Raw genomic sequence first — 21,595 nt, forward strand, 5'->3', positions numbered from 1 at the left:
CACAGTGCCAACCTATTATTGGCACTGTGTTTTCTCCCCTCGTTTGGCTAAAGCTTTAAATGCAGCTTGTTGATGTGCTTTTTGCACATAGCGAGCAGGCAAAGCGTTAACTTCTAATTGATAACCACTTTGCTCAGATTGTACTTTTGATACTGGCGAAACCCATACAACATTAAGCTCTGGGGCAATTCGCTTAATTACCCGCGCTATGCCTTCACCATTTCTCACATGAAAATCACCGGCTAAATGTATAACCTGCGTGCCCTTATTTTGACTAATATAGTTAACGATAGACTCAGCCATGGTTTCGTCCCAAGTAACTTGCGCGGCGTAAAGTTTTTCGTTTTTACTCGCCGTTCCATGATGCATGGATTGCATAAAGCGTTCTTTATAAAGGCTTGGAGAAGTATCTATCTCTTTTGCAATAAAACTACGCTGTTGTGGGTCGAGTTTATTAATATAATTAATACCTTGGCGACCAATACAGGTAACAATATGTTTAGGCGCATTTGAAGCTATTACATCGCTATTTTGTATCTTCGCCAATTCCACTAACGCACGATAATCGCTCTTATAATTAGGCCAAGCCTTAGTATTATCAATTAGGTATTGTTCACCTATTTTACTCTCAAGATAAAGGTTTAGTGTTTGCTGATCAGCGCGGCTAAATTGCTCAAGCGATAGAGAAATAGGCTTATTTTGCGTGCTTAATTGCTGAAACAGCTCAGCCTGAAATAAGTGCACACCGGGGTGTGTATGCCATTCACCGACTAAAACAATATCGGCATTCAAAAGCGTGGATTCTGACAATATTGAATTAACTCGCTGGCCATTTGCATTATAAAGCCCGTAATTATACAAGGATGAATTTTGAGATATTGATACTGTGTTTGTACTGCAGCCTGATAATCCACTGAGTAAAACAAGTGCTAAAAATGGGTTTTTCATATCGGTTTTTATAAAAATAAGAATCAAAACAATGAAGTTAGTATACACAACAAACTGCTTTAAACCTATAAATGCAAATAAAAACAATTATCATTTGATGTTTTAAGATTTCTGTTTTACAGTCTTAAAAAATATACAGATATGGAACGTACCATGGCATTACCTTTTTTATGTGCTCGACACAAACAACATGTTTTATGTCAACCAGAACAAGCAATTATAGATATTCAAAATGCGCAGCTAAGTGGCGAAGCGCTGTTTAAACGATACCAATTTGCACAAGCATTGCCGTACTTGGGGTGTGCACTTGAAAGTGCGTCCTTGTTAGCTCAAATGTATAACTGTGCGAATAAACAGCAAATCATACAAATTACCTCACTTACAGAGCGCCTTTATTCCACACTTCACTTTTTAGACGAACAAAGTGCTGCGCACAATGCACTCATACAATCTATTAATCTGCTAAACGAGATATTATATAGCGATGATGAATATCATGACTTAGCGCTTTCATGCATTACACAGCTAAAAAAATTAGCACTGCAACATCCTCCACACCTTACTAAGCACTAATCTTTATGGCAATAAGCAACGCGCTAAACAAAATTGGGTTAACTTTTTATATTAATAATGGCTAACATATCTTCTTCGTCTTCATCTAGGCCAACTTCTTCAAACCCAAAACTAGAATAAAAATCCTTAGCAACAGGGTTTTGCGGGTTATAACAAATCTCGATTTGTTCAAGCTTAGAAGTCGTTTTAATCTCTGTAATTGCCATGAATAGTGCTTGGCGGCCAATACCTTTATTTTGATGATGTTTATCTACCATAAAACGCCAAATAGAAACCTTTGTAGGGGTTTCTTGCACCCACATAAAAAAGCCTACAGGCTCATTATTTTGGTAAATAGCTTTACAGGTATGCCCAACATTATAATGAGACTCAACAAGCGACCACATATTACACGCTACATATTCTTGTTGCGCTTCGGTAACGTCTAAATCGCATACCTCTTCGTAATTAGCAGAGGTGACATCTTCCAATGAAATGTTCATTATTGTCCTTAATTTAAAACATGGAGTTATAAGTAGTTTTGTTTTATCACGTTATCAGCACTAACATATCTAGGCAATGTATTCTTTTTAGGCACAAAACCACAGTAATAAATACTGCGGCTTTGTGTATATGACACGTGTAATTCTTTATTGATAACAAACAATAATACTGTGCTTTTGAAGCTTTTACAGAATTGTTATGCTCTTAAGCTGGTGTTACTATTATAGAAACGGACTTTTAATTATCAATAAATGGAATTAAGGTTATGGCTATTCAATTAGCAAACTACGAAATTAATATATGCTCATTTCACCCTGAAAAAGACTTTGGCTGGTCTGGACCAATGTTTGAAGGAGATAAATCGAGGGTTTTCTCTAAAACCTAGTGGTATTAAACCTACGACCTCAAGGATTTGGCATCGTCTACGGCTTTCTACAAAAAATAGTAAAATTAGTATCTATTGATACAATATCAGATCCATCAAAAGCACCGTGGGAAGATAAGAAAAGAATATATTCTGGTAACCTAGCACCAAAAGGGCGTGTTACCCTCAAAGAAAAACCTCCAACTAATAATAGTATTTATCAGTATCGGTTAGACGGCCAATACGGGGGAGTTAATCACGCCATGCCAGGTTCTCCTCAGATGCAAGAAAGATTAGACTTTTCATACGTGCCAACTTTAAATGTTAAGTATAAAATTATTATAGACATTGATACTGTTAGCGGTCACATGGATATAGTTACTTATATCACTGGCGATGCTTTTCCTAATTGTGAAGCATTTATTGTTGGTCCTGGTGGGCGAGCTATCTCCCTTGGTATACATGTTCGCAAAGGTGCGCCACCACTAAGCTTATCTCTTAATGCTGATTACCCAATGATTGTAAGCGCACTCCGTTTGCCTCTCAACAATAATGGTAGTTTTAAAGGGACCGTAGGCGATGAACTATTTAGACAGGCAAATAAATACCCCAAATTAAGCTTTCATAAAATAGCGGATTGGAATTATCGTTTCACTTCTATTCCAGCAAATAGCGGTCATTGTATGCTGCTTGAAAAAGCGAGTTTAGAAAACTGTTTTAATGGCTTACTTAAGTAAAAAGGCGACTCGATGAAACCCATCTTTAAAGCACACTTTTTAAAAATATTGTTTTTTGGTTCAATGATATCGTTATTATCAGCCTGTACAGAGGTAAAAAAAAGTGAACCCGTAATTTACCTTATACCTGAAAATTATGTTGGCTCTCTATACATAATATTTAATGCACCAAACGGGCATCCACCGAAATACGAAGACGGCTCTCGGGTATATGAAATACCACCATCAGGTATACTCGTTACACAAATGGATGCCAACGAGGGCTGGATTGAAAACAATCAAATACAATACTTTGAAGTGAGTAATGCGAATGAAAGAACACCCATAAGCGAAGACTCTTCATTAAAAGATAAAGATACTACAGACGATGGAGAAACAAGAACTGTGTATGTGGGTGGCCTAGGTGAATCGGGTCCAATATATGGCTGTACTGTGATTAATCAAAATTTTACGGTTGGTACAGACGCAGAACAGACCGACAGGAAAAATTTATTCAGTATATACGATGCTATTAAGCGCAAAAATATAGATGAAAAACTTTTCAAAGGTATGTGTAAGAATAGTAAAGATGTTACATCACACCAATAATAAAATGTAGTTACTTTTTCAAAATGCCAATATCCGACGTATTACTTAGCTAATTACTAAAGCTATTCAAATAAAAAAACCACAGTAATAAATACTGCGGCTTTGTTTTTACTAAATACTTTAAGCTATGTGCTTTTAGTATGCGCCTGCGCTATATATAAGCTCGTAGCTGTGGCTGTAAATCTCAAGGATATTACCAAACGGGTCTTCCATGTAGATCATGCGGTACGGCTTTTCGCCAGGGTAGTAGTAACGTGGCTCTGGCATACGTTTTTTACCACCTGCAGCAACAATACGATCCGCTAAGCCTTCTACATCTGGGTCTTGTACACAGAAATGGAAGATACCGGTTTTCCAGTATTCAAAGTTGTCTTTAGGGTTTTCTTGGTCTTTAAATTCAAAAATTTCTACACCAATTCGGTCGCCTGTTGAAAGATGCGCTATTTTGAATTTTTCCCAATTTGGACCAAATACATCGGTACACATTTCGCCAATTGGGCTGTTGTCTTCAGTGATCACGGTAGGCTCCATTATGGTGTACCAGCCCATCACCTTAGTGTAAAACTCTACGGCTTTTTCAACATCGGGAACTGAAATACCAATGTGCGAAAAACTACGTGGATATGTATGACTCATAATAAATACTCCTACTTAACTATGTTTAGTTGATGGAGTGAGTTTACGAATTGACCAACATTAAGTAAAATTATCATTAATCATCATTTTGAGTATATTTTGTAATGATAAATCCTACATGGTTAAACACGTTTTGTACTTTAGTTGAGGTAAACCATTTTACCCAAACCGCCGAGCGCCTTTATATGACCCAGTCAGGCGTAAGCCAACATATAAAAAAGTTAGAGCAGCAAGTAGATTGCGCCTTGCTTGAGCGCCACGGTAAACAATTTACCCTTACCGTTCAGGGTCAAAATTTATATCAGCAGGGTAGTCAGTTACTCAAAGAATGGCAGTTTTTAGAGCAGCAATTAAAAGATGATTCACCTTACAGCGGTTTAGTTAAAATACAGTCGCCAGGCAGTTGCGGGCTGCAGTTTTACAATCAACTATTAGCACTGCAAGTAGAGCACAAGGAGCTAATTATAGATTACCGCTTTGCTCCAAATACCAGTGTTGAACAAGCAGTGGCAAACCATAGTGCCGATATTGGCTTTTTAACTCAAGCGCCTACCCTAAGCGAGGTAACCAGCCATAAAATAGGCCAAGAGCCTTTACTATTGGTAACACCGGCCGCAATAAAAAGCCCAACCTGGAGCGCATTAAATGAACTGGGTTTTATTAGCCACCCCGATGCAAAACACCACGCGCAGCTTTTACTTAGCGAAAACTACAGTGAATTTGAACATGTTGATCAAATTAAGCAAACGGGGTTTTCTAACCAAATAAGTTTAATACTGGAGCCGGTAAGTTTAGGACTGGGTTTTACGGTTTTACCCGCACACGCAGTAAGTGCTTTTAATAAACCTGCGCTTATTAAAACGCATCATTTAACCAAACCAATTAGCGAAAATATTTATGTGTGCCATCACCGAAATAGGCCGTTAGCAAAGCGTATGCATAGCGTTATTGATGCGATAAAAGCAAGCTAGGGCAGCCAAAGCACCGCCCGTAAAGCCCCTTTACAGCTTAAGCTGTACGTTTAGTTTTTTGCGTAATGTTTGTGAGACTTTGTTTGCTTTTTAAATAAACCTTATGCACAGCAAAAGTCAGTAAAGTCATCAGTACCATCATACAAAGTGTCGGCCACAAGCTGAGAGTATGATAACCAAGCGCCCCCATAAACCAGCAAATAAGTACCCATTGAATAACATAGAGCGCGGTTACGTGTTTACTGGCATATAAAAGAGCACGTGTAATAGGGCCATTATATTTATCAGCAAAAATAAACTGTATAGCCGATAGTGCACATAAATTTAAGCCAATTAAATAGCTAATACCGCCGCCATTTAAATGGAAAAAGTTGCCAAACTGCCCTTTAAAATCAATGGCTAACCATATGCCGCCAATAACAAGTAAAGCAGCACCGAGTTGTGCACATACTTTATATAAGTAATCGGCATTTTGTTGGTTACTAAGATATAAACGACCAAGTACATACCCCGTTAATATCGCACTTATCCAAGGAAATACCGGAAAATACACCTGATAGTTATTAGCAAAAAACAAATCGCTAATATAAGGTGAAAGCGTAAATTGTTGCCCCCTCACAAACTGGCTCATAACTGCAATTGCAATGGCTAAAACCGCAATCCATATTGTTTTCCAACGGGCAATATTAAGCACACCAAACAGCAATAAGCTAACTCCAGCCAGTTGTAAAATATCACCTGTTAACACCATAAATTGTAACTGCCCAGCACTGAGCGGACTTTGCCAGCCATAAGCATTTATAAATGCCTCAGGCATGGTATTAAATACTTCAATAGGCAGCCAAAACTTGGCCGCATTCATTAAATAAGCAAGTAGTAAAAGCTGTATGCCACGCTTAATTAATAGCAAAGGTGTTTGCCTGCGCGAAAGCGCCATAGATAGCCCCATTGCCACTAAAAACGAGGCGGTGCCTTTGCCAAGTATATGCACAACCGTACCAAATGCGCTTTCACTTTGAAGCGTCGTGGAGGCATACATCCATAAGGTATGCACAATAATCATAATAAAAACGCTCGCACCACGGGCAAGATCAATCGTTTTAAGACGTTGGTTCATTGGTTTTAATATCCTTTTTAGGGCAGGTTTGGCATTTGCTATAACCGGCTAAATAATAGCGGCAACAGGTTAAACGCTGGGGTTTTTCAGTAAATGGCGCATCAAGATTAAAGTGTTCACAAATAAGGGTGTGCAGCTGACGATGGCAATTATTGATATGTAAAGTAGTAGCAAGGGCTAAGCTATGAGCTCGCTCAATGGCGCTACTTAATGAATCGAGTAATAACCGTGCTTGTTCTTTTTTACCCAGCGCGTAGTCGGTATTTACCCATTCACCAACTTGGCTTATAAAATGAGTAAACGCTTTGGTTTGCTCTGTTTTACTTACTAATACGTCATTATTCAGGTTAAACCCACGACAATAAGCGCCATTTACCGCTAACGGCATGTTAATGGGATCAGCCGTACTTTGCTTGCAAGCAAACCAATAGCAATAAGCGTAAACAGCTTGCCAGCAAAGCTGTAAATACAAATGCCGACTAATAAATTGCTTAGGCGCATTAGGGTACTGCGCCTTACAACGAACTGTTAAAGCGCGCACTAATAATAAGCTCGGTTTAAAAGTTCGTTGCACGGGTTGTTGGCAATATAAAAACTGCGCAAGGGTAATCGGTTTAGCCATACAGCTTTGCCGATACGGGGTTGTTTAAGTTACCAGCAAACTGCAAACTACCTGCCGGATCCGTTAAATCAACCATTTGCTCATTATTACCCAGCTGTAAGCGGTTTAAACAAGAGTGAGCAAACTCATCACTAAAAAAGTCATACTCTTTAAATCGCTCATTTAAAGCAGGATTAGCATGTTGATATGCTTTAACACTTTGCGTAACACACTGCCAAAAGTCATGCTCTGTAATACGCTCTTCTCGCACTAAAATTGCCACTAAGTATCTAAAGAAACAGTCAAATACATCGGTAAATATACTTAATAGCTCAAGTTCTTTAGGCATAGAAACATGAATACGTTCAACCCCTGCAGGCAATACTTCAGTGCTATTAAGTAAGGCAACCTCTTCACCTATGTCTTTCATATATGCGCCCACAGGCACCGAATTTTTAAGCTTTAAAATGAGGTTTTCGCCGTGAGGCATAAACACTAATTTATGCGCGAAAAAACAATGTACTAGCGGAATTAAATAGGCATTAAAGTAGGCACGTAACCACTGCTGCGAGCTCAAACCACTTTGTGCTATCCATTCGCCCACTAAACTTTGGCCATTGTTATCTAAGTGTAATAACGCTGCCATAGTGGTCAGTTGTTCATCACTATTTAAATTATGGTTTGGGTTTTCTCGCCATAAGCAGGCAAACATTTTACGATAGGGTGTATCTCCCAGCGCGCTTTGCTCAAACGTATGATGGGCATAACCTAAGGTGGCGTATTCTCTAAGCGCTGTAAAATTAGCGCCTGCGAGTTGTTGATCTTGGCTAACCTTAGCAAATACCCAATCGTTAATGGCAGGAGTCACCGCCATGTAAGCACGCGATAAGCCACGCATAAATCCCATATTTAAAATCGACAACGCCACTTTTAAATACGGCTTATGCGGGTGCGAGCAATTATATAAGGTACGAATTGATTGTTGCGCTTGATATAAGTCGTCACCTTCGCCTAAATACACTAATCGCTGATTTGCCAACTCATTTGCAAATACTACACTCAATTTGTGTTGGTACTGCCAAGGGTGAGCAGGAATGAGTAAGTAATCATCGGGGTTTAGGTTTTGAGCTTTTAGCGCTTTGTTAAAAGCGTCTCGGGTGGTTAAATCTAGCTCATCACTTATATGGCTTGGGTAATCGGCAAAGTATTCACTATGGGCAAAGTCGCATACCGCTTTATGCGCTGCTAACCACAGTACTTTAAACGGTTTGCCTACTTCTGGCGCATAACGTAAAAAGTCAGCTTTACTAAAACCAATGCGGCCATTATTAGCAACAAAGGCAGGATGCCCTTCACTCATTGCGGCTTCTATTTTTTGCAGCCCTAAATTAGCTAACTGCGCCGCTGTTAAGGTGTTATTTTCGCGTTTGAAGCACGCACTGGCTAAAGTAGCATTTAGCTCTTCAAGGTAGGTGGCAAGGCGCTTACCCGTTAAGCCTAGCGCAGGCCCTTGCATACTAAAAAAGTGCAACACATCTAGCGGCTGCAGCTCTTCGTTAAGGTTGTAAAAGCATAAGCTTGGCTCGTCTATATCTATATGATTCAGTGCCATAGCACGGCCATTAAAAATAAAGTAACCGCCTTCAACGTTTACTTTAAAGCCTTGCTTTGTTGTCTCTGCAGCCAATAAACGCTCGTGCACTAGCTCAGTCAGGGCTTTAGCTTGTAAATGTCGGTTTGCCCATTGCCAATGTGGCTGTATCACGTAATCAGTTTGCAAAGGTGCTAACGAATCAGTAAATAGTTGGCTGTGCCTATCAAAGGCTGCTTTGTCACAAAAGCCTAAATAAGCCGCTTTTTCGCCCAGTTGAATTTGCTTGGTGTGCACAAATCCCAAACGCTTATTTAACGTATGAATTTTACTATTAGCAATGTCGGGCTCAACCACAACACGGGCGGCACTGTTTTGAGCAAAAATACTTTGCAACACGCACTGCATCATTTCAAAACTAAAATGGCGCTTAGGTGCCGAGTTAGGCGCTAATAAAATATGCATACCTACATCATTCGGTTCAACCTCGTACGCCGCTTTCATTAAGCTTTCGTGCTCTGGGCTATAAAGCTCAACTAAAGCCAATAGGTTATTATTTTGCTCGATCACGTATGCCTGATGATGAGGCGTAACAAAAATATCTTGATACGCTTTAGTTATTTGTTGCTCGGTTTGCTGCTGCATACCCCAAAAGTGCGCATACGGTTGCTTAAGCCAATCGCAAACTGTTGGCATATCTGTTTGTTGTAATAACCGCATCGTCACTTTGCCGGTATGCTGTAGGGTGGTTACAAAAGATGAAAAATACATAAAAACTCCAATAAATCTTAAAAACTAAGACGCTGAACGCGCAGTTCGAGCAACAGCCTTAACCCGCCAAAGCAAAATAAAGGCAAGGCTTGCAAAGCCAATGGCAGCAAAGTAAAACACAACCGTTGTTGAAAGGTGCTCTACGCTCATACCCACTAGTAACGACGCTAAAATAACCCCGATATTTTGAGCAATGTGCACTTTGGCAAAGTCGCTGCCGTAATGTGCAGGCTCACTTTTAGCAAATAGCATTACCTCTAGCATTACCATCACTTGAAATAGCGCAAAGCCATATAAAACACGTGATAAAATCACTAACCCCACCGACTCCTGCGCTTGTAAATAAAGCCCAAACGCCCCCAAAATAAGTGCACATAACAAAGTGCTCGTGCGGCTTAATGTTGGCAGTGGTAAATGCTGCCTGAAATGGTTAAAAACCAGCATAACAAGCGCTGCAAAAGCAGGAATGGCGTATACAACAGCACTTTGCAACGTGCTGCTTTGTGCGTTTAATGCTTGCCAATGAGTTGTAAAGAAGGGACGAATTAAAAACGCGCTAAAATATACCACCACACTTAAAAAGCAAAATTGCCAAATAAAATAGGGAATACGTTCTCGCGGTTTTTCAGTCGCTATTGCTTGCTGATAAATACCTGTTTTTAATGAATACATTAAGTAGGCGCATAATAAAACCTGAACTAGGTCACCGGCACTACTGAGTAATAACGCATAGCGTGGCTCTGCTAAACTAAAGAAGTAACCACCAATTAAAGCACCACCAATCGCACCAAAATGCATCAATACAGAAAACAAACCAATAATAGATAAATGCTTAGTTTGTTGCTCTAATCGCAGTGCAAATGGGTATATAAGTAGGTAGCTTGCCTTTAGCACCAACATAAGTTGGTAGTAAATCCAAAACTCCCACACATTGGTCGCAAAGTAGCAAAGCAGGCCAAAACCAGCGGCTACTACTTGGGTTACTAACCACAAAGCCAATTCATTGTATTTTTTAGCGACCTTAGCCCATAGCGGTAAAGCCAGCATTACAGTAATACAACAGTTAGCCACAAAGAGGCCGATTAGAGTGGCGTTACTAATAGCAAATTCACTAGCAAAAAATTGCGGATAAAACGGTAGCAGCAAGGTATCGCATACCACCGAAATAACCGTCAGCAAAATTAGCGCTAAACGAAGACTCATGCGGCGCTACTCTGCTGTTGTGTTGATAGGGTAACATCACTTAAATCAAAGTTTTGAAAAGCAATTTTTTGCTCAACCTGATAAGGCGAATAACCTAAAATTTCACGTAAAATAATACTATTACGGTAGCAAGCCATACCTAAATCTGGAGTTACAAAACCATGAGTATGCTGCTCGGCATTTTGTACAAAAATACGTTTTTGTTGGCTATCTACCGCATATTCTCGGCTTACTAAATATCGACCTTGCTCATCTTGGGGTAGTTGATGGGCAATATTATTTAAAAAAGCAGGGCGCTGATATTTAAAGCCTGTAGCACAAATTAAAAAGTCGGTTTCTATTGAAAAAGGCTGCTCAAGCTCCTGATGATAAAACTCAGTCAGTAAACGCTTACCTACTTTTTGAGTACCTGTCAGCCTGCTGTTAGTTTTAAATGTAGTAGAAATTGGCCCATCAAGGCTTTGCGCGTAGAGGGTGTCGAAAATGTCGTTAATTAAATCGCCGTTAATGCCCTTAAATAGATTTTTTTGGTTTTGATTGAGCCAATCTCGCTGCTCAGTTTTTAAATTATAAAAGTAATCAACATACTCAGGAGAGGTCATTTCAAGGGTGAGCTTAGTATACTCAAGCGGAAAATAGCGCGGTGAGCGTGCTATCCAATCTAACTGCAAGCCTTGCGGTACTGCTTGCTGCAATAAGGTGTGGTAAATTTCTGCTGCACTTTGCCCAGCCCCTACCACAGTAACCCGTTTAGCTGCCTTTAATTCATCAAGCCGATGACAAAAATCGCTACTGTGCATTACGTTATTTGAGTTACTTTGCACAGCGCAATCAGGAATATACGGTGCAGGCCCTGTGCCCAAAACAATATGGCGAGTCACATAATGTTGCGTACCATTGGGGGTGTTACAGCTAACGGTATAACACTCACTTTGCGGGCAAAATTCAACTTGAGTGACTGTTTGTTCAAAGTTAACATTTGAAAGCTGCGAGCAAACCCATTGGCAATATAAGTTGTATTCACGGCGCAATAAAAAAAAGCTTTCGCGAATATAAAACGGGTATAACCGATTATTCAATTTGGCATAATTTAAAAAGCTATATTGGCTGGTTGGATCTGCCATGGTTACTAAATCCGACATAAACGGAGTTTGTAATGTAACGCCCTCCAGCATCATTCCAGGGTGCCAATCAAACTCACTGCGCTGCTCCAAAAACAGGCTTTTTACATCTTCGAGCGGTTCACTTAAACACGCTAAAGATAAGTTAAATGGGCCAAGGCCAATAGCTATAAAATCGAAAGGTTGATTATCCATTATGCAATTTCCCTATAAGTTTGCCATGCAATGTGGCTAATTTGCTCAATAACAGCGCGTACATCAGTTAATTGGCACTGCGCATTAAGCAATGTAAATTTAAGATAATGGCGGCCATTTATTTTTGTACGGGCAACCATGGCTTCACCGGTTTGTAAAAACGTTTGTCGTACATGCAGGTTTAAAGAGTCGAGTAAATCAAGGTCATGTTTTAAATCATCAGGGGCAAATCTAAATACTAAGGCACTAAGCTCGGGGTAATTTACTACTTCAAAGTCGGGGTGATCGTTAAGTACAATATGCGTTTGGCGCGCAAGACCAATAACTTTATCGAACGCGCGGCCAAGTGGTGCTTCTCCAGTAGTGCGCAGTGTTAGCCATAACTTTAAGGCATCAAAACGGCGAGTGGTTTGTAGGCTTTTATCTACCAAATTAGGCGTGCCATTTCCGGCCTCTGCTAATGGGTTTAAATAATCGGCATACAAAGTAATGTGGCTAAAATGGCGTTTGTCGCTTAATAAAAAGGCACTACAACTAACCGGTTGCATAAATGATTTGTGATAATCAATAGTTATTGAATCAACCAACTCAATGCCATTAAGCGCATTGCGGTGGTGCTCGCTCACCAACAAACCGCCACCATAAGCGCCATCTACGTGGCACCATAGCTGCTCTTCTTTAGCTAGCATGGCAATATTATGGATTGGATCGATAGAGCCAAAATCGGTTGTGCCTGCGGTAATAACCACTGCAATGGGTATATCACCTTGCGCTTTGCTTGTTGCTATGGCGGTTTTAAGTGCCTCCATATCCATTTGCATTTCGCGGTTTGTAGCCACCGGCACCACGGCGTTGTAACCTAAGCCCAGTAACGCCGCTGCTTTTTGAATACTAAAATGGGCCACCTCAGAGCAATAAATTTTAAAACGCGATGCAACAGCCGGTAAGCCCTGAAGTTTTACCTGATGCTCTGGCGCATATCGGCTTACTGCTACTTCACGAGCAACCAACATTGCCATTAAGTTTGATTGCGTGCCGCCACTAGTAAATACCCCATCGGCAGTGCTTGGCAATGCCGCTTTTTGGCATGTCCAATCAATCAGCTTTTGCTCAATTAACGTCGCGCCTGCGCTTTGATCCCACGTATCTACCGAGGTATTAATAGCAGCAATAATATGTTCGGCCACAACAGCAGGGTAGGTTACAGGGCAGTTTAAATGGGCCATATAACGCGGATGATGAAAATACACAGCATGATCTAAATACACGCCTTTTAGCTCTTCAAGCACCGCCGGGAAGTCAGCCAAAGGCTGTGATAAATCAACATCGTTTACGACTTCTGCTAACGCATTTACCGACACACCTGAAAATGGCTTTTGGGCTTTAGCCATCGCTTGCTGAACTGCCGACAACCCTTGCAATGACGCTATCTGATAATTAATGAACTGCTCTAAATTGAATTGTGGGGGCAAGCCGCTTTGTTCAAATACAGCCTGTTTTTCAATGGTATTAATATTTAACACGTGAGATTGAGACACATCAATATTCCTTGAGTACACTTTTTAGGTGCAAGGATCTTAATGATAATGATTTCTATTTACAATAATGAAAAAAGATTAGATAACAACTTTTTTTAAATTAGAGCTAATAAGCTTGTCGTATATTTTTAACAAAAATCGATAAGCCATATTATTAAACGACAAGCATTACATGCAAAAATAAAGTTAAAAAAGGGGGAATTGAGCAATTATTTTAGCGGTAGTAAAGCCGTGTTTAGCCATTGGAACCTATTTAAATGTGAGCAATAAATACGCAATTGAGCTTAATAATCATTCTTTATGAAATATTTAATACAAAATTTAAAGTATTGGCGGTTTTTCTGTTACGTTGGTATCTGTATTAACGCTAAAGGACGTCATGATGGAAGTAAAACAATTAGCAAGTCAGACCTTAATCGGCTTAAAAGTAAGAACCTGCAACGCCAATGAAATGAACGCTGGCACTGCAAATATAGCTGAACTTTGGCAAAAATTTGGTGAAAAGTTTGCCAACAGCCTTACAGAAAACACCAAAGTGTATGGTGTGTATACTAATTACGAAAGCGATCTCACTGGGGACTTTGACGTAATTGCCTGCTGCGATAATTTATCAATTAAACTCCCTGAAGCTAAAAAAGTAACCACCCAAGCGGGCCGTTATTTGGTATTTAAAGGTGAGGGTGAAATGCCCGATGCAGTAATCGATTTATGGGGCGAAATTTGGCAATACTTCAGCTCAGACGATTGCCGTTATGCCCGCACCTACACTAGCGACTTTGAGTACTATAAAAGCAGTAACGAGATAGAAATTGCCATTGCAATTGAAGACTAAAAAACGGCTAGGTTTGTAAGCGCAAACCTAGCCTTTCATTGGTGTAATTTAACCCCTGCCCACTAAATCATTGGTTATTACTGGCCAGCTTGGTTTTTAAATCATGTAAATCGCACGCCGTTATTGTAGGCGTTAGTTCCCAGGGATCAAAAATAGCCTCACTTGAGCGCTGTATCCACGCAGCACGCATACCGTGCGATAACGCCCCAATCACATCAAACGGATTACTCGATATCAACCAGGTATTAGCACCGGTTGAATGTGCCTGACGTAAAAAGTGACTATAAACACCGGGGTTGGGTTTAAAGGTTTTAATGTCATCGGCGCTCACTACGCCTTCAAAAAGCTCACTTATACCTGCGGCTTCGAGCAAGGTATTTACCGCACTGGCCGCACCATTAGAAAACGCAAACAACCGATAGTTTTGTGCTTTTAAGCTCTCAAGCCCTGCTTTAACGTCATCAAATGCGGGTAGGGTTTTATAACGCGCTAATAACTGTGCTTTTTGCTCATCGCTTAAAGTTACCTTGTGCAGTAAACACGCATAATTAAGTGCCTGCTCAGTACACACCGAAAACGGCACGTAGTTTTGCATTAAGCCACGCCTAAACGAATATTCGAGTTGTTTTTCACGCCAAGTAGTTGAAAATGCGTGCGCGTTATCACCAACCATATTTTCAAGTAACGACACCACGCCATGGGTGTTTATAAGCGTACCGTATACATCAAACGCCAGTGTAGTTGCCATTAATGACTCCTGTTTAAATCGTTTCTAAAGCGCAATTTTACTACTCAATATTAATCACCTTATCAGTTAATAAAGTACAGTAACAGCGCCCGCGTTTTAAGCAGTTACTGTAAACCTCCGTTACGGTTTGGTTAAAAATAGCGCATGAGGAATAGGGGGTTTAAAGTGAAGGTTTTACCAGCTTGAGGTTAAATATTAATAATTTACAGTACATGTTTGGGCATTGCTTTGTTGGCAGTAATGAAAGTCTAAAAAATAAAACGCTTCAGCAGGCTTTATATTATGCTTAATTACGTCATACATTAACTGCGCACTGAGTCGCCCCATTTCATATGGATTTTGACCAACGTTTGATGAAGATAGCCCTTTGCTAAGCGCGTCTAATTGTATTTTTTCGGTATCTGCTGAAACAATAACAAGTTCTTTTGAATCAAGTTTATGTTTGTAGGGTGTCATCACGTTTATATACTCAGTATTAAATTGCGCAAAACCAGCAACAGCAACAAACGCAGGAGGCTTGTCCATCTTAGTAAGGCTTTTTACTTGCTCTAACGAGGCACCCCTTTTTCCTAAACTATAAAGAGGGCAGCGGTTATACTCGCTCCAGCCGTTTTCACCCGACAAGCGCTGACTACTTTGCCCAGAAAGCGCAAACCTAACACCTGCGATTCTTTTATTTAAGTTTGGTGAAGTAGGATGACCAGATTGAATACAAACACGCTTATTTTCTTCACTTACTAAATTCTTTAATTGATTGCCTAACGCAACACCAAAGTCAAAATTATCAGTACCAACGTAAGCGAGCCTGTACTGGTGATCTTTTGCTAATAAGTCTGAGTCAAAAGTAATAACAGGAATGTTTTTTTCAAATAAATCTTTAAGGGCTCTCTCTACCAAATAATCAGAATCTGATATTGAAACTAATAAACCATCAATCCCACTTTTCATCATGTCATTAATAATTAAAGCTTGGGTTCGAATATCTTGATAATCATCAGGCCCATCATATTTACAGGTAACGTCAGGCTGCGACTTTGCAAACTCGGTACACCCTTTGTACGCCTGAATGTAAAAGCTATCGTTTTTAGTTTTTCCTACTATGCCAATGATAAATTGAGCATTTGCAAAAAATGGCAAACACAGCAGCACAAAAAATAATGAAAACGATATTTTAGGTTTGTAAATAGAGCAAGAGCTGTAAATAAACTTAGGTTTAATAAAAAACAACGACAAGTATCCTTAATTAAAACGGCATTAATTACAAATTGATATATCAGAATAGCACTTCAAAACAATATAGCGACCACATTGAATATAAATTAAAAAACCAAAAAATAATCCTTAATCGCAATGCTTTTACACAAAGCAATGGCAATAGTAATCTTTTGCTAAACACACAACTTTGCATTCAGTTGAATACTGTAAACCCCCGTTACGGTTTGGTTAAAAATACCGCATGGCGAGATGGTATTTGCTCAAGTAATTAATCAGTATCGCTTTCTAATACAGAATACTCGCTTTGTTTTAGAGTAGGCGGAAGATTTTTGAGTTTATATATGCAATTTAGAAATCTAACTAAGTAATAGCTAAAAGTAGAATTTATTAACTTATTTTTTCGGGATAGACTTGTGAGTAGTCAGGTGTGAACGATAACTGAGCATTGAGATTGGATAAATATAATAGTTAATCGATTAGTCAAACTGCTCTTTGCTCATATATTTATGAAAATGAGCGCTGCGCGCATATACTTTACTTAAGATTTTAGAAAACTTAATGATCGTAATACCTTAGGTTATTTGCTAAAGCTATATAAATTAGAAAAATGAGCGTGACGTCGGCAGAAATATGCGCGATGAGCGCACTATTAAATTGTTAAGCAGATCAGGAGGTACTGTGACACACAAAATATATGAATGGTCTGAAATCTCGGATGAATTTCAAGACTCATTAATTTTAGGAAACGGAGCATCTATAGCAATAGATAAGAGTTTTCTATATAAATCTTTGAAAGAGCATGCGATCGAACATGGCTTATTGACTGATAACGTACGAGCGCTTTTTACTTATTTCAATACTGACGATTTCGAGCTTGTTTTGAGATTAGTGTGGCAAGCAAGCAGAGTTAACAAAGCTCTAGATATCAGAGACAGTAAAACCCAAAGTGCATATGAACATGTTCGAGATTGCTTAATTGATGCAGTAAGGAGTATTCATCCTATCTATAGTGATGTAGAACACCAATTTGATGATATCGCTGATTTTTTGAGCCAATTTGAAACTGTCCTTAGTTTAAATTACGACCTTACACTCTACTGGGTCGCTATGTATTCAAATCGACAAAAAACGGGACACCTGTTTAAAGATGCTATGTTTTATGGTGTCCTAGCTGACGACTGGCAAAAATACCGCCAGCCATATAGAGAAAAAAGTAATACCTTAATCTTTTATCCTCACGGAAATCTCTTACTTGCGAGAAACGTTGTTGACAATGAATTTAAGATTGAAGTCGGCGCTCATGATGACTTGCTTAATGCAATACTTAACAACTGGAATTCAGAAAGTTGTGTCCCTTTGTTTGTTAGCGAAGGAACATCGAATCAAAAAGTAGTTTCCATAAGTAATAGCCATTACTTAAGCGTCGTATATAGAGAAGTTTTTTCAGATTTAGGCAATACATTAGCAATTTATGGTTGGGGCTTCGGCGAGCATGATGTCCATATACTTCGCAGAATTCGCGAATCTAATATCATAAAAATTGCGGTTTCGGTGTTTGGGGATGATCAGGGATATTGTAACCATGTATATGAGCTGATAAAGCATAAATTGGGGCGTGTCGAAGTTATATTCTTTGATTCAGGTAGTAAAGGATGCTGGAACACATCTGCTTAACAAAAACATCAAGGTGACGCGTTACACTCGGCGGTTCTGGTATTGAGTTTGGTGCACTTGGTGAGTCGATCGTGGCGCACCTTATGTTCAGAGTTATATTTTTAGAGGATTAAATGGAATTTCCAACAGATCGGTTATACAAATTTGCATCATTTAATGAGAACTCATTGTCTGCATTAGCTGACCAAAGAGTTTGGTTCTCAGACGTAGATTCACTTAACGATCCATTCGAACTATCTTTCGAATATGTAGTTTCGGAAAAGGAAGAGGAGAACATTGCGACATTCAAAGAGATTGGAGCCAAAGAAATAGAGCGTTATGAGCCAATATCAACAGCCGAAGCTAAGCAAATGGCTGAAAAAATTTATGACAAAGATCCTGAACTATTCGTTAAAAAAATGCACGAAGCGATAGAGTTGATTCAGAGTCAACAAGAGAAAACACTTGGAAAACTGAATATATTTTCAACTTCTTTAGATATCCCCGAAGAGCCTGAGCATTACAAGAATATGTTAATGTGGGCGCATTATGCTGTAAGTTTTACTGGATTCTGCTTGCAGTTCTCAGCGACAAAGTTATTGGACTCATTTAGAAGTCATAACTCAGAGAGTAAAATTGGACACTGCAAAGTCGATTATTCTGATGTTACTCATAAAGTAAATCCATTTACCTATATGAATAACACTGACGAGTCGTACTTTGCTCCAGTGCAGTTTAAGCATTTGCAATGGAAGTATGAGAGTGAGTTCAGGTTCATAAGCAGTGTACGCGGTCTTCATAAGTACTCACCAGATGCTCTAGAGCGCATCTATCTCGGATGCAAAATGCCAGAGAGCAAGCAAAAAGTTATTCTCGCGATTGCAAAAGAGTACTTTCCACATGTCGAAGTTTATAAAACATCTATTGATAAAACCTGTTATGAGATCGTCGCAGAAAAAATATAACAAGTGCCTAACCGCCGCAAAACAGCAGGCTTGCGGCGGTTAGGCAAGCGTTGCCGTTCTCTGTAAATGGGGTACTTTCCAATCAATAATACCTAGCGGCTCGGTTAGGTTTAATTACTTTTGCTAGGTTTGTTGCACTCAACCCAACCAATATTCAACTAACTTAAAACCTTTCACCTAGCACCTTTTGCCTTTAACCTTGCTGTGTAAACCCCCGTTACAATTTGATTAAAAAAGCCACACCTCAACATGTGTTTAGGTGTGGCTTTTTGCAGCAGCTGTAATTAAAATTAAGCGACATTCGCTGCTAATAGTTCGTTACGTACTAGCTCTGCGCCTTTGCTTAGGGCGTTGAGTTTGCCGTTTGCGATGTCGCGGGGCAGGGGGGCCATGCCGCAGTTGGTGCAGGGGTAGAGTTTGTCGGCATCTACATATTTAAGTGCTTCGCGTAGAGTTTTGGCCACCTCTTCAGGGGTTTCTATAGTATTGGTGGCTACATCGATTGCGCCCACCATTATTTTTTTGCCGCGTACGAGTTCGAGTAGCTCAATGGGTACATGTGAGTTTTGGCACTCAAGCGAAATAATATCTATATTCGATTTTTGCAACTTAGGGAATACTTCTTCGTATTGTCGCCACTCGGTGCCGAGGGTTTTCTTCCAATCGGTGTTGGCTTTAATGCCGTAGCCGTAGCAAATATGCACGGCGGTTTCGCATTTTAGCCCTTCTATGGCTCGCTCTAGACAGGCTATGCCCCAGTCGTTTACTTCATCAAAAAACACGTTAAAAGCGGGTTCATCAAATTGGATTATATCAACCCCTGCGGCTTCTAGCTCTTTGGCTTCTTGGTTGAGTATTTTAGCAAATTCCCATGCCAGTTTTTCACGGCTTTTATAGTGATCGTCATACAGGGTGTCGATCATGGTCATTGGCCCAGGCAATGCCCATTTAATTGATTGGCTGGTTTGTTGGCGTAAAAACTTGGCGTCTTCAACAAATACCGATTTAGTGCGAGACACAGGGCCAACCACAGTGGGTACGCTGGCGTCGTAACGGTCGCGAATTTTAACTGTTTTACGGTTTTCAAAATCAACGCCATTTAAGTGCTCAATAAAGGTGGTTACAAAGTGTTGGCGGGTTTGTTCGCCGTCGCTGACTATATCTACGCCTGCGGTTTGTTGCTCGTGCAGGGAAATGCGCAGGGCGTCGTGTTTGCCATCTACCAGCTCACTGCCTTGTAATTTCCATGGCGACCATAAGGTTTCGGGCTCAGCAAGCCATGACGGTTTTGGCAAGCTGCCTGCTGATGATGTAGGTAATAGTTTTTTCATAATAAATGCTGCCTTTAATTTTGTTGTGTGATTAAGCGATACTTGCCGAGAACTGCTGCAACACCGATTGATAAGGCTTAATAAAGTGCTGCTCGGTAAATTTGCCTTGCTCAACCGCTAATTGACCTCGCTCTGCGCGGTCATACACAATTTGCGTTAACGAATGGTCGTCATTTTTTAAATTCGGTTTATAACGGCTACCAGCGGCGGCGTTGGCGTTATAAATTTCTGGACGATAAATTTTTTGAAACGTTTCCATGGTGCTAATGGTGCTAATTAGTTCAAGGTTGCTGTAGTCGTTAAGTAGGTCACCAAAAAAGTAAAACGCTAATGGTGCAACGCTGTTTGGTGGCATAAAGTAGCGCACTTGTAAGCCCATTTTTTTAAAGTATTGCTCAGTTAACGACGACTCATTAGGCTGATACTCTACGCCTAAAATGGGGTGTAAGTTTTCGGTTTGCTGATAGGTTTTGTTATCAGACACGCTTAAGCAAATAACCGGTGGCTTTTTAAAATGCTGTTTATAGGTATTTGAGTTTACAAAGCATTTAAACAACTTGCCGTGTAAGTCACCAAAGTTATCGGGAATGCTAAATTGCGGTTTGCTTTTGTTATGCTCAAGTAGTAACACGCTAAAGTCGTAGTCGCGCACATACGATGAAAAGTTATTACCCACCATGCCTTCAATTCGCTCGTTAGTTTGGCGGTCAATAATATTGGTTTTTAATACCTCAATTGACGGAAATGCCTGGCCACTGCTAGTAATATCTAAATCAACCGAAATGATCTTGAGCTCAACCTCGTAACGATCCCCTTGTGGGTTATCCCAATTGGCCAGTGCATTAAAACGATTGTTGATCATTTTTAGGGTATTACGCAGGTTTTGTTGGCGGCTTTCACCCCTAGCTAAATTAGCGAAATTGGTCGTAATTCGTGTGTTATTTGACGGATGGTAGTTTTCATCCAAGTTAGTGCTTTTAATAGTAAATGTAAGATCAGTGCTCATAGCCGTATCCTTTCAATCTGAGTTGTTGCTGCTTTTATTGATGGCGCATTACTCGCTGTTAAAACCGACATAACGGGTTAGCTGTAATGGTGCTCTGCAGAGTTAATAAATTTATACGCGCTATGTAGCATGAAGAAAAACGGTATTATTTCAGGTAAAACATGAGCCAGATTCATTCTGTAGCAAAGTTAAATGGGTAAATTCAGCTAATTACCTATGACCCTCTCACAAAAACCACTTTAGAAGTCTAGATTTCTAGATGTTTTTACGTTTGTTGTGATTTATTCATACAAAACGTGAGTATTATTCAATGCTCATAAGTACTTAAAATGAAATTTGCATAAACGGTTGTTGATATACTCGAATAAACTTAGGTGAGCTTAAGCGCTTTATTAAGCAGCTCGCCGT

General features: G+C 39.8%; 20 protein-coding genes. 7 read left to right on the plus strand and 13 right to left on the minus strand.

Features of this window, described 5'->3' with window-relative positions; translation table 11 throughout:
* Positions 1-15: 15 nt before the first annotated feature.
* Entirely contained in the window at positions 16-948 is a 933-nt protein-coding gene (locus tag MTF66_RS07625) for a ChaN family lipoprotein (protein WP_248526959.1), read from the minus strand.
* Positions 949-1,101: 153 nt separating this feature from the next.
* On the opposite strand from MTF66_RS07625, the gene MTF66_RS07630 reads away from it, so the two are divergent.
* Positions 1,102-1,521: a hypothetical protein gene (locus MTF66_RS07630; RefSeq protein ID WP_010388755.1), complete on the plus strand. Its 420-nt coding sequence runs from the start codon at positions 1,102-1,104 to the stop codon at positions 1,519-1,521.
* Positions 1,522-1,559: 38 nt separating this feature from the next.
* Here the strand turns inward: MTF66_RS07630 and MTF66_RS07635 are convergent, their stop codons facing one another.
* Positions 1,560-2,003 (minus strand): GNAT family N-acetyltransferase, encoded by a 444-nt coding sequence (locus MTF66_RS07635; protein WP_248526960.1) that lies wholly within the window; start codon positions 2,001-2,003, stop codon positions 1,560-1,562.
* A gap of 385 nt (positions 2,004-2,388) precedes the next feature.
* Here MTF66_RS07635 and MTF66_RS07640 point away from each other — a divergent pair, with 385 nt between their 5' ends.
* Both MTF66_RS07640 and MTF66_RS07645 read left to right on the plus strand, forming a co-directional pair.
* On the plus strand, positions 2,389-3,105 hold the full coding sequence (locus MTF66_RS07640; protein WP_248526961.1) for a hypothetical protein: 717 nt from the start codon (positions 2,389-2,391) through the stop codon (positions 3,103-3,105).
* 12 nt (positions 3,106-3,117) lie between these two features.
* A complete protein-coding gene (locus MTF66_RS07645; RefSeq protein ID WP_010388759.1) occupies positions 3,118-3,693 on the plus strand; it encodes a hypothetical protein in 576 nt (191 codons plus the stop codon).
* A gap of 135 nt (positions 3,694-3,828) precedes the next feature.
* Here the strand turns inward: MTF66_RS07645 and MTF66_RS07650 are convergent, their stop codons facing one another.
* Positions 3,829-4,329, minus strand: a complete 501-nt coding sequence (locus tag MTF66_RS07650; RefSeq protein ID WP_008130525.1) for a lactoylglutathione lyase family protein — start codon at positions 4,327-4,329, stop codon at positions 3,829-3,831.
* Positions 4,330-4,433: 104 nt separating this feature from the next.
* On the opposite strand from MTF66_RS07650, the gene MTF66_RS07655 reads away from it, so the two are divergent.
* Positions 4,434-5,300, plus strand: coding sequence for a LysR family transcriptional regulator (locus MTF66_RS07655; protein ID WP_248526962.1), 867 nt, complete (start codon positions 4,434-4,436; stop codon positions 5,298-5,300).
* Between the two features lie 37 nt (positions 5,301-5,337).
* Here the strand turns inward: MTF66_RS07655 and MTF66_RS07660 are convergent, their stop codons facing one another.
* The 6 genes from MTF66_RS07660 to MTF66_RS07685 are packed head-to-tail and all read right to left on the minus strand — an operon-like array spanning position 5,338 to position 13,437.
* The gene (locus tag MTF66_RS07660; RefSeq protein ID WP_248526963.1) at positions 5,338-6,417 is read right to left on the minus strand and encodes a heparan-alpha-glucosaminide N-acetyltransferase domain-containing protein; all 1,080 of its coding nucleotides are present in this window, start codon (positions 6,415-6,417) and stop codon (positions 5,338-5,340) included.
* Positions 6,401-7,039, minus strand: coding sequence for a hypothetical protein (locus MTF66_RS07665; RefSeq protein WP_248526964.1), 639 nt, complete (start codon positions 7,037-7,039; stop codon positions 6,401-6,403). Before MTF66_RS07665 ends, MTF66_RS07660 begins: the two co-directional genes overlap by 17 nt.
* Complete coding sequence (locus MTF66_RS07670; protein WP_248526965.1) at positions 7,032-9,380, minus strand: GNAT family N-acetyltransferase; 2,349 nt, start codon at positions 9,378-9,380, stop codon at positions 7,032-7,034. Before MTF66_RS07670 ends, MTF66_RS07665 begins: the two co-directional genes overlap by 8 nt.
* Before the next feature lie 24 nt (positions 9,381-9,404).
* The gene (locus MTF66_RS07675) at positions 9,405-10,583 is read right to left on the minus strand and encodes an MFS transporter (protein WP_248526966.1); all 1,179 of its coding nucleotides are present in this window, start codon (positions 10,581-10,583) and stop codon (positions 9,405-9,407) included.
* The gene (locus MTF66_RS07680) at positions 10,580-11,899 is read right to left on the minus strand and encodes a lysine N(6)-hydroxylase/L-ornithine N(5)-oxygenase family protein (protein WP_248526967.1); all 1,320 of its coding nucleotides are present in this window, start codon (positions 11,897-11,899) and stop codon (positions 10,580-10,582) included. The genes MTF66_RS07675 and MTF66_RS07680 overlap by 4 nt, the downstream gene beginning before the upstream one ends.
* Positions 11,899-13,437: an aspartate aminotransferase family protein gene (locus tag MTF66_RS07685; protein WP_248526968.1), complete on the minus strand. Its 1,539-nt coding sequence runs from the start codon at positions 13,435-13,437 to the stop codon at positions 11,899-11,901. Before MTF66_RS07685 ends, MTF66_RS07680 begins: the two co-directional genes overlap by 1 nt.
* 382 nt (positions 13,438-13,819) lie before the next feature.
* On the opposite strand from MTF66_RS07685, the gene MTF66_RS07690 reads away from it, so the two are divergent.
* Positions 13,820-14,269 (plus strand): GyrI-like domain-containing protein, encoded by a 450-nt coding sequence (locus MTF66_RS07690; protein ID WP_013462788.1) that lies wholly within the window; start codon positions 13,820-13,822, stop codon positions 14,267-14,269.
* Positions 14,270-14,336: 67 nt separating this feature from the next.
* Here the strand turns inward: MTF66_RS07690 and MTF66_RS07695 are convergent, their stop codons facing one another.
* Both MTF66_RS07695 and MTF66_RS07700 read right to left on the minus strand, forming a co-directional pair.
* On the minus strand, positions 14,337-15,017 hold the full coding sequence (locus tag MTF66_RS07695; RefSeq protein ID WP_248526969.1) for a haloacid dehalogenase type II: 681 nt from the start codon (positions 15,015-15,017) through the stop codon (positions 14,337-14,339).
* A 195-nt stretch (positions 15,018-15,212) separates the two neighbouring features.
* The gene (locus tag MTF66_RS07700; RefSeq protein WP_248526970.1) at positions 15,213-16,244 is read right to left on the minus strand and encodes a substrate-binding domain-containing protein; all 1,032 of its coding nucleotides are present in this window, start codon (positions 16,242-16,244) and stop codon (positions 15,213-15,215) included.
* Between the two features lie 666 nt (positions 16,245-16,910).
* Here MTF66_RS07700 and MTF66_RS07705 point away from each other — a divergent pair.
* The gene (locus MTF66_RS07705; RefSeq protein WP_248526971.1) at positions 16,911-17,906 is read left to right on the plus strand and encodes a DUF4917 family protein; all 996 of its coding nucleotides are present in this window, start codon (positions 16,911-16,913) and stop codon (positions 17,904-17,906) included.
* A 113-nt stretch (positions 17,907-18,019) separates the two neighbouring features.
* On the plus strand, positions 18,020-18,850 hold the full coding sequence (locus tag MTF66_RS07710; protein WP_248526972.1) for a DUF2971 domain-containing protein: 831 nt from the start codon (positions 18,020-18,022) through the stop codon (positions 18,848-18,850).
* 290 nt (positions 18,851-19,140) lie between these two features.
* Here the strand turns inward: MTF66_RS07710 and MTF66_RS07715 are convergent, their stop codons facing one another.
* Positions 19,141-20,181 (minus strand): methionine synthase, encoded by a 1,041-nt coding sequence (locus MTF66_RS07715; protein WP_248526973.1) that lies wholly within the window; start codon positions 20,179-20,181, stop codon positions 19,141-19,143.
* A 31-nt stretch (positions 20,182-20,212) separates the two neighbouring features.
* Positions 20,213-21,187: a DUF1852 domain-containing protein gene (locus MTF66_RS07720; RefSeq protein ID WP_248526974.1), complete on the minus strand. Its 975-nt coding sequence runs from the start codon at positions 21,185-21,187 to the stop codon at positions 20,213-20,215.
* Positions 21,188-21,595 lie beyond the last annotated feature (408 nt).

The sequence above is a fragment of the Pseudoalteromonas sp. 2CM39R genome, from assembly GCF_023161845.1.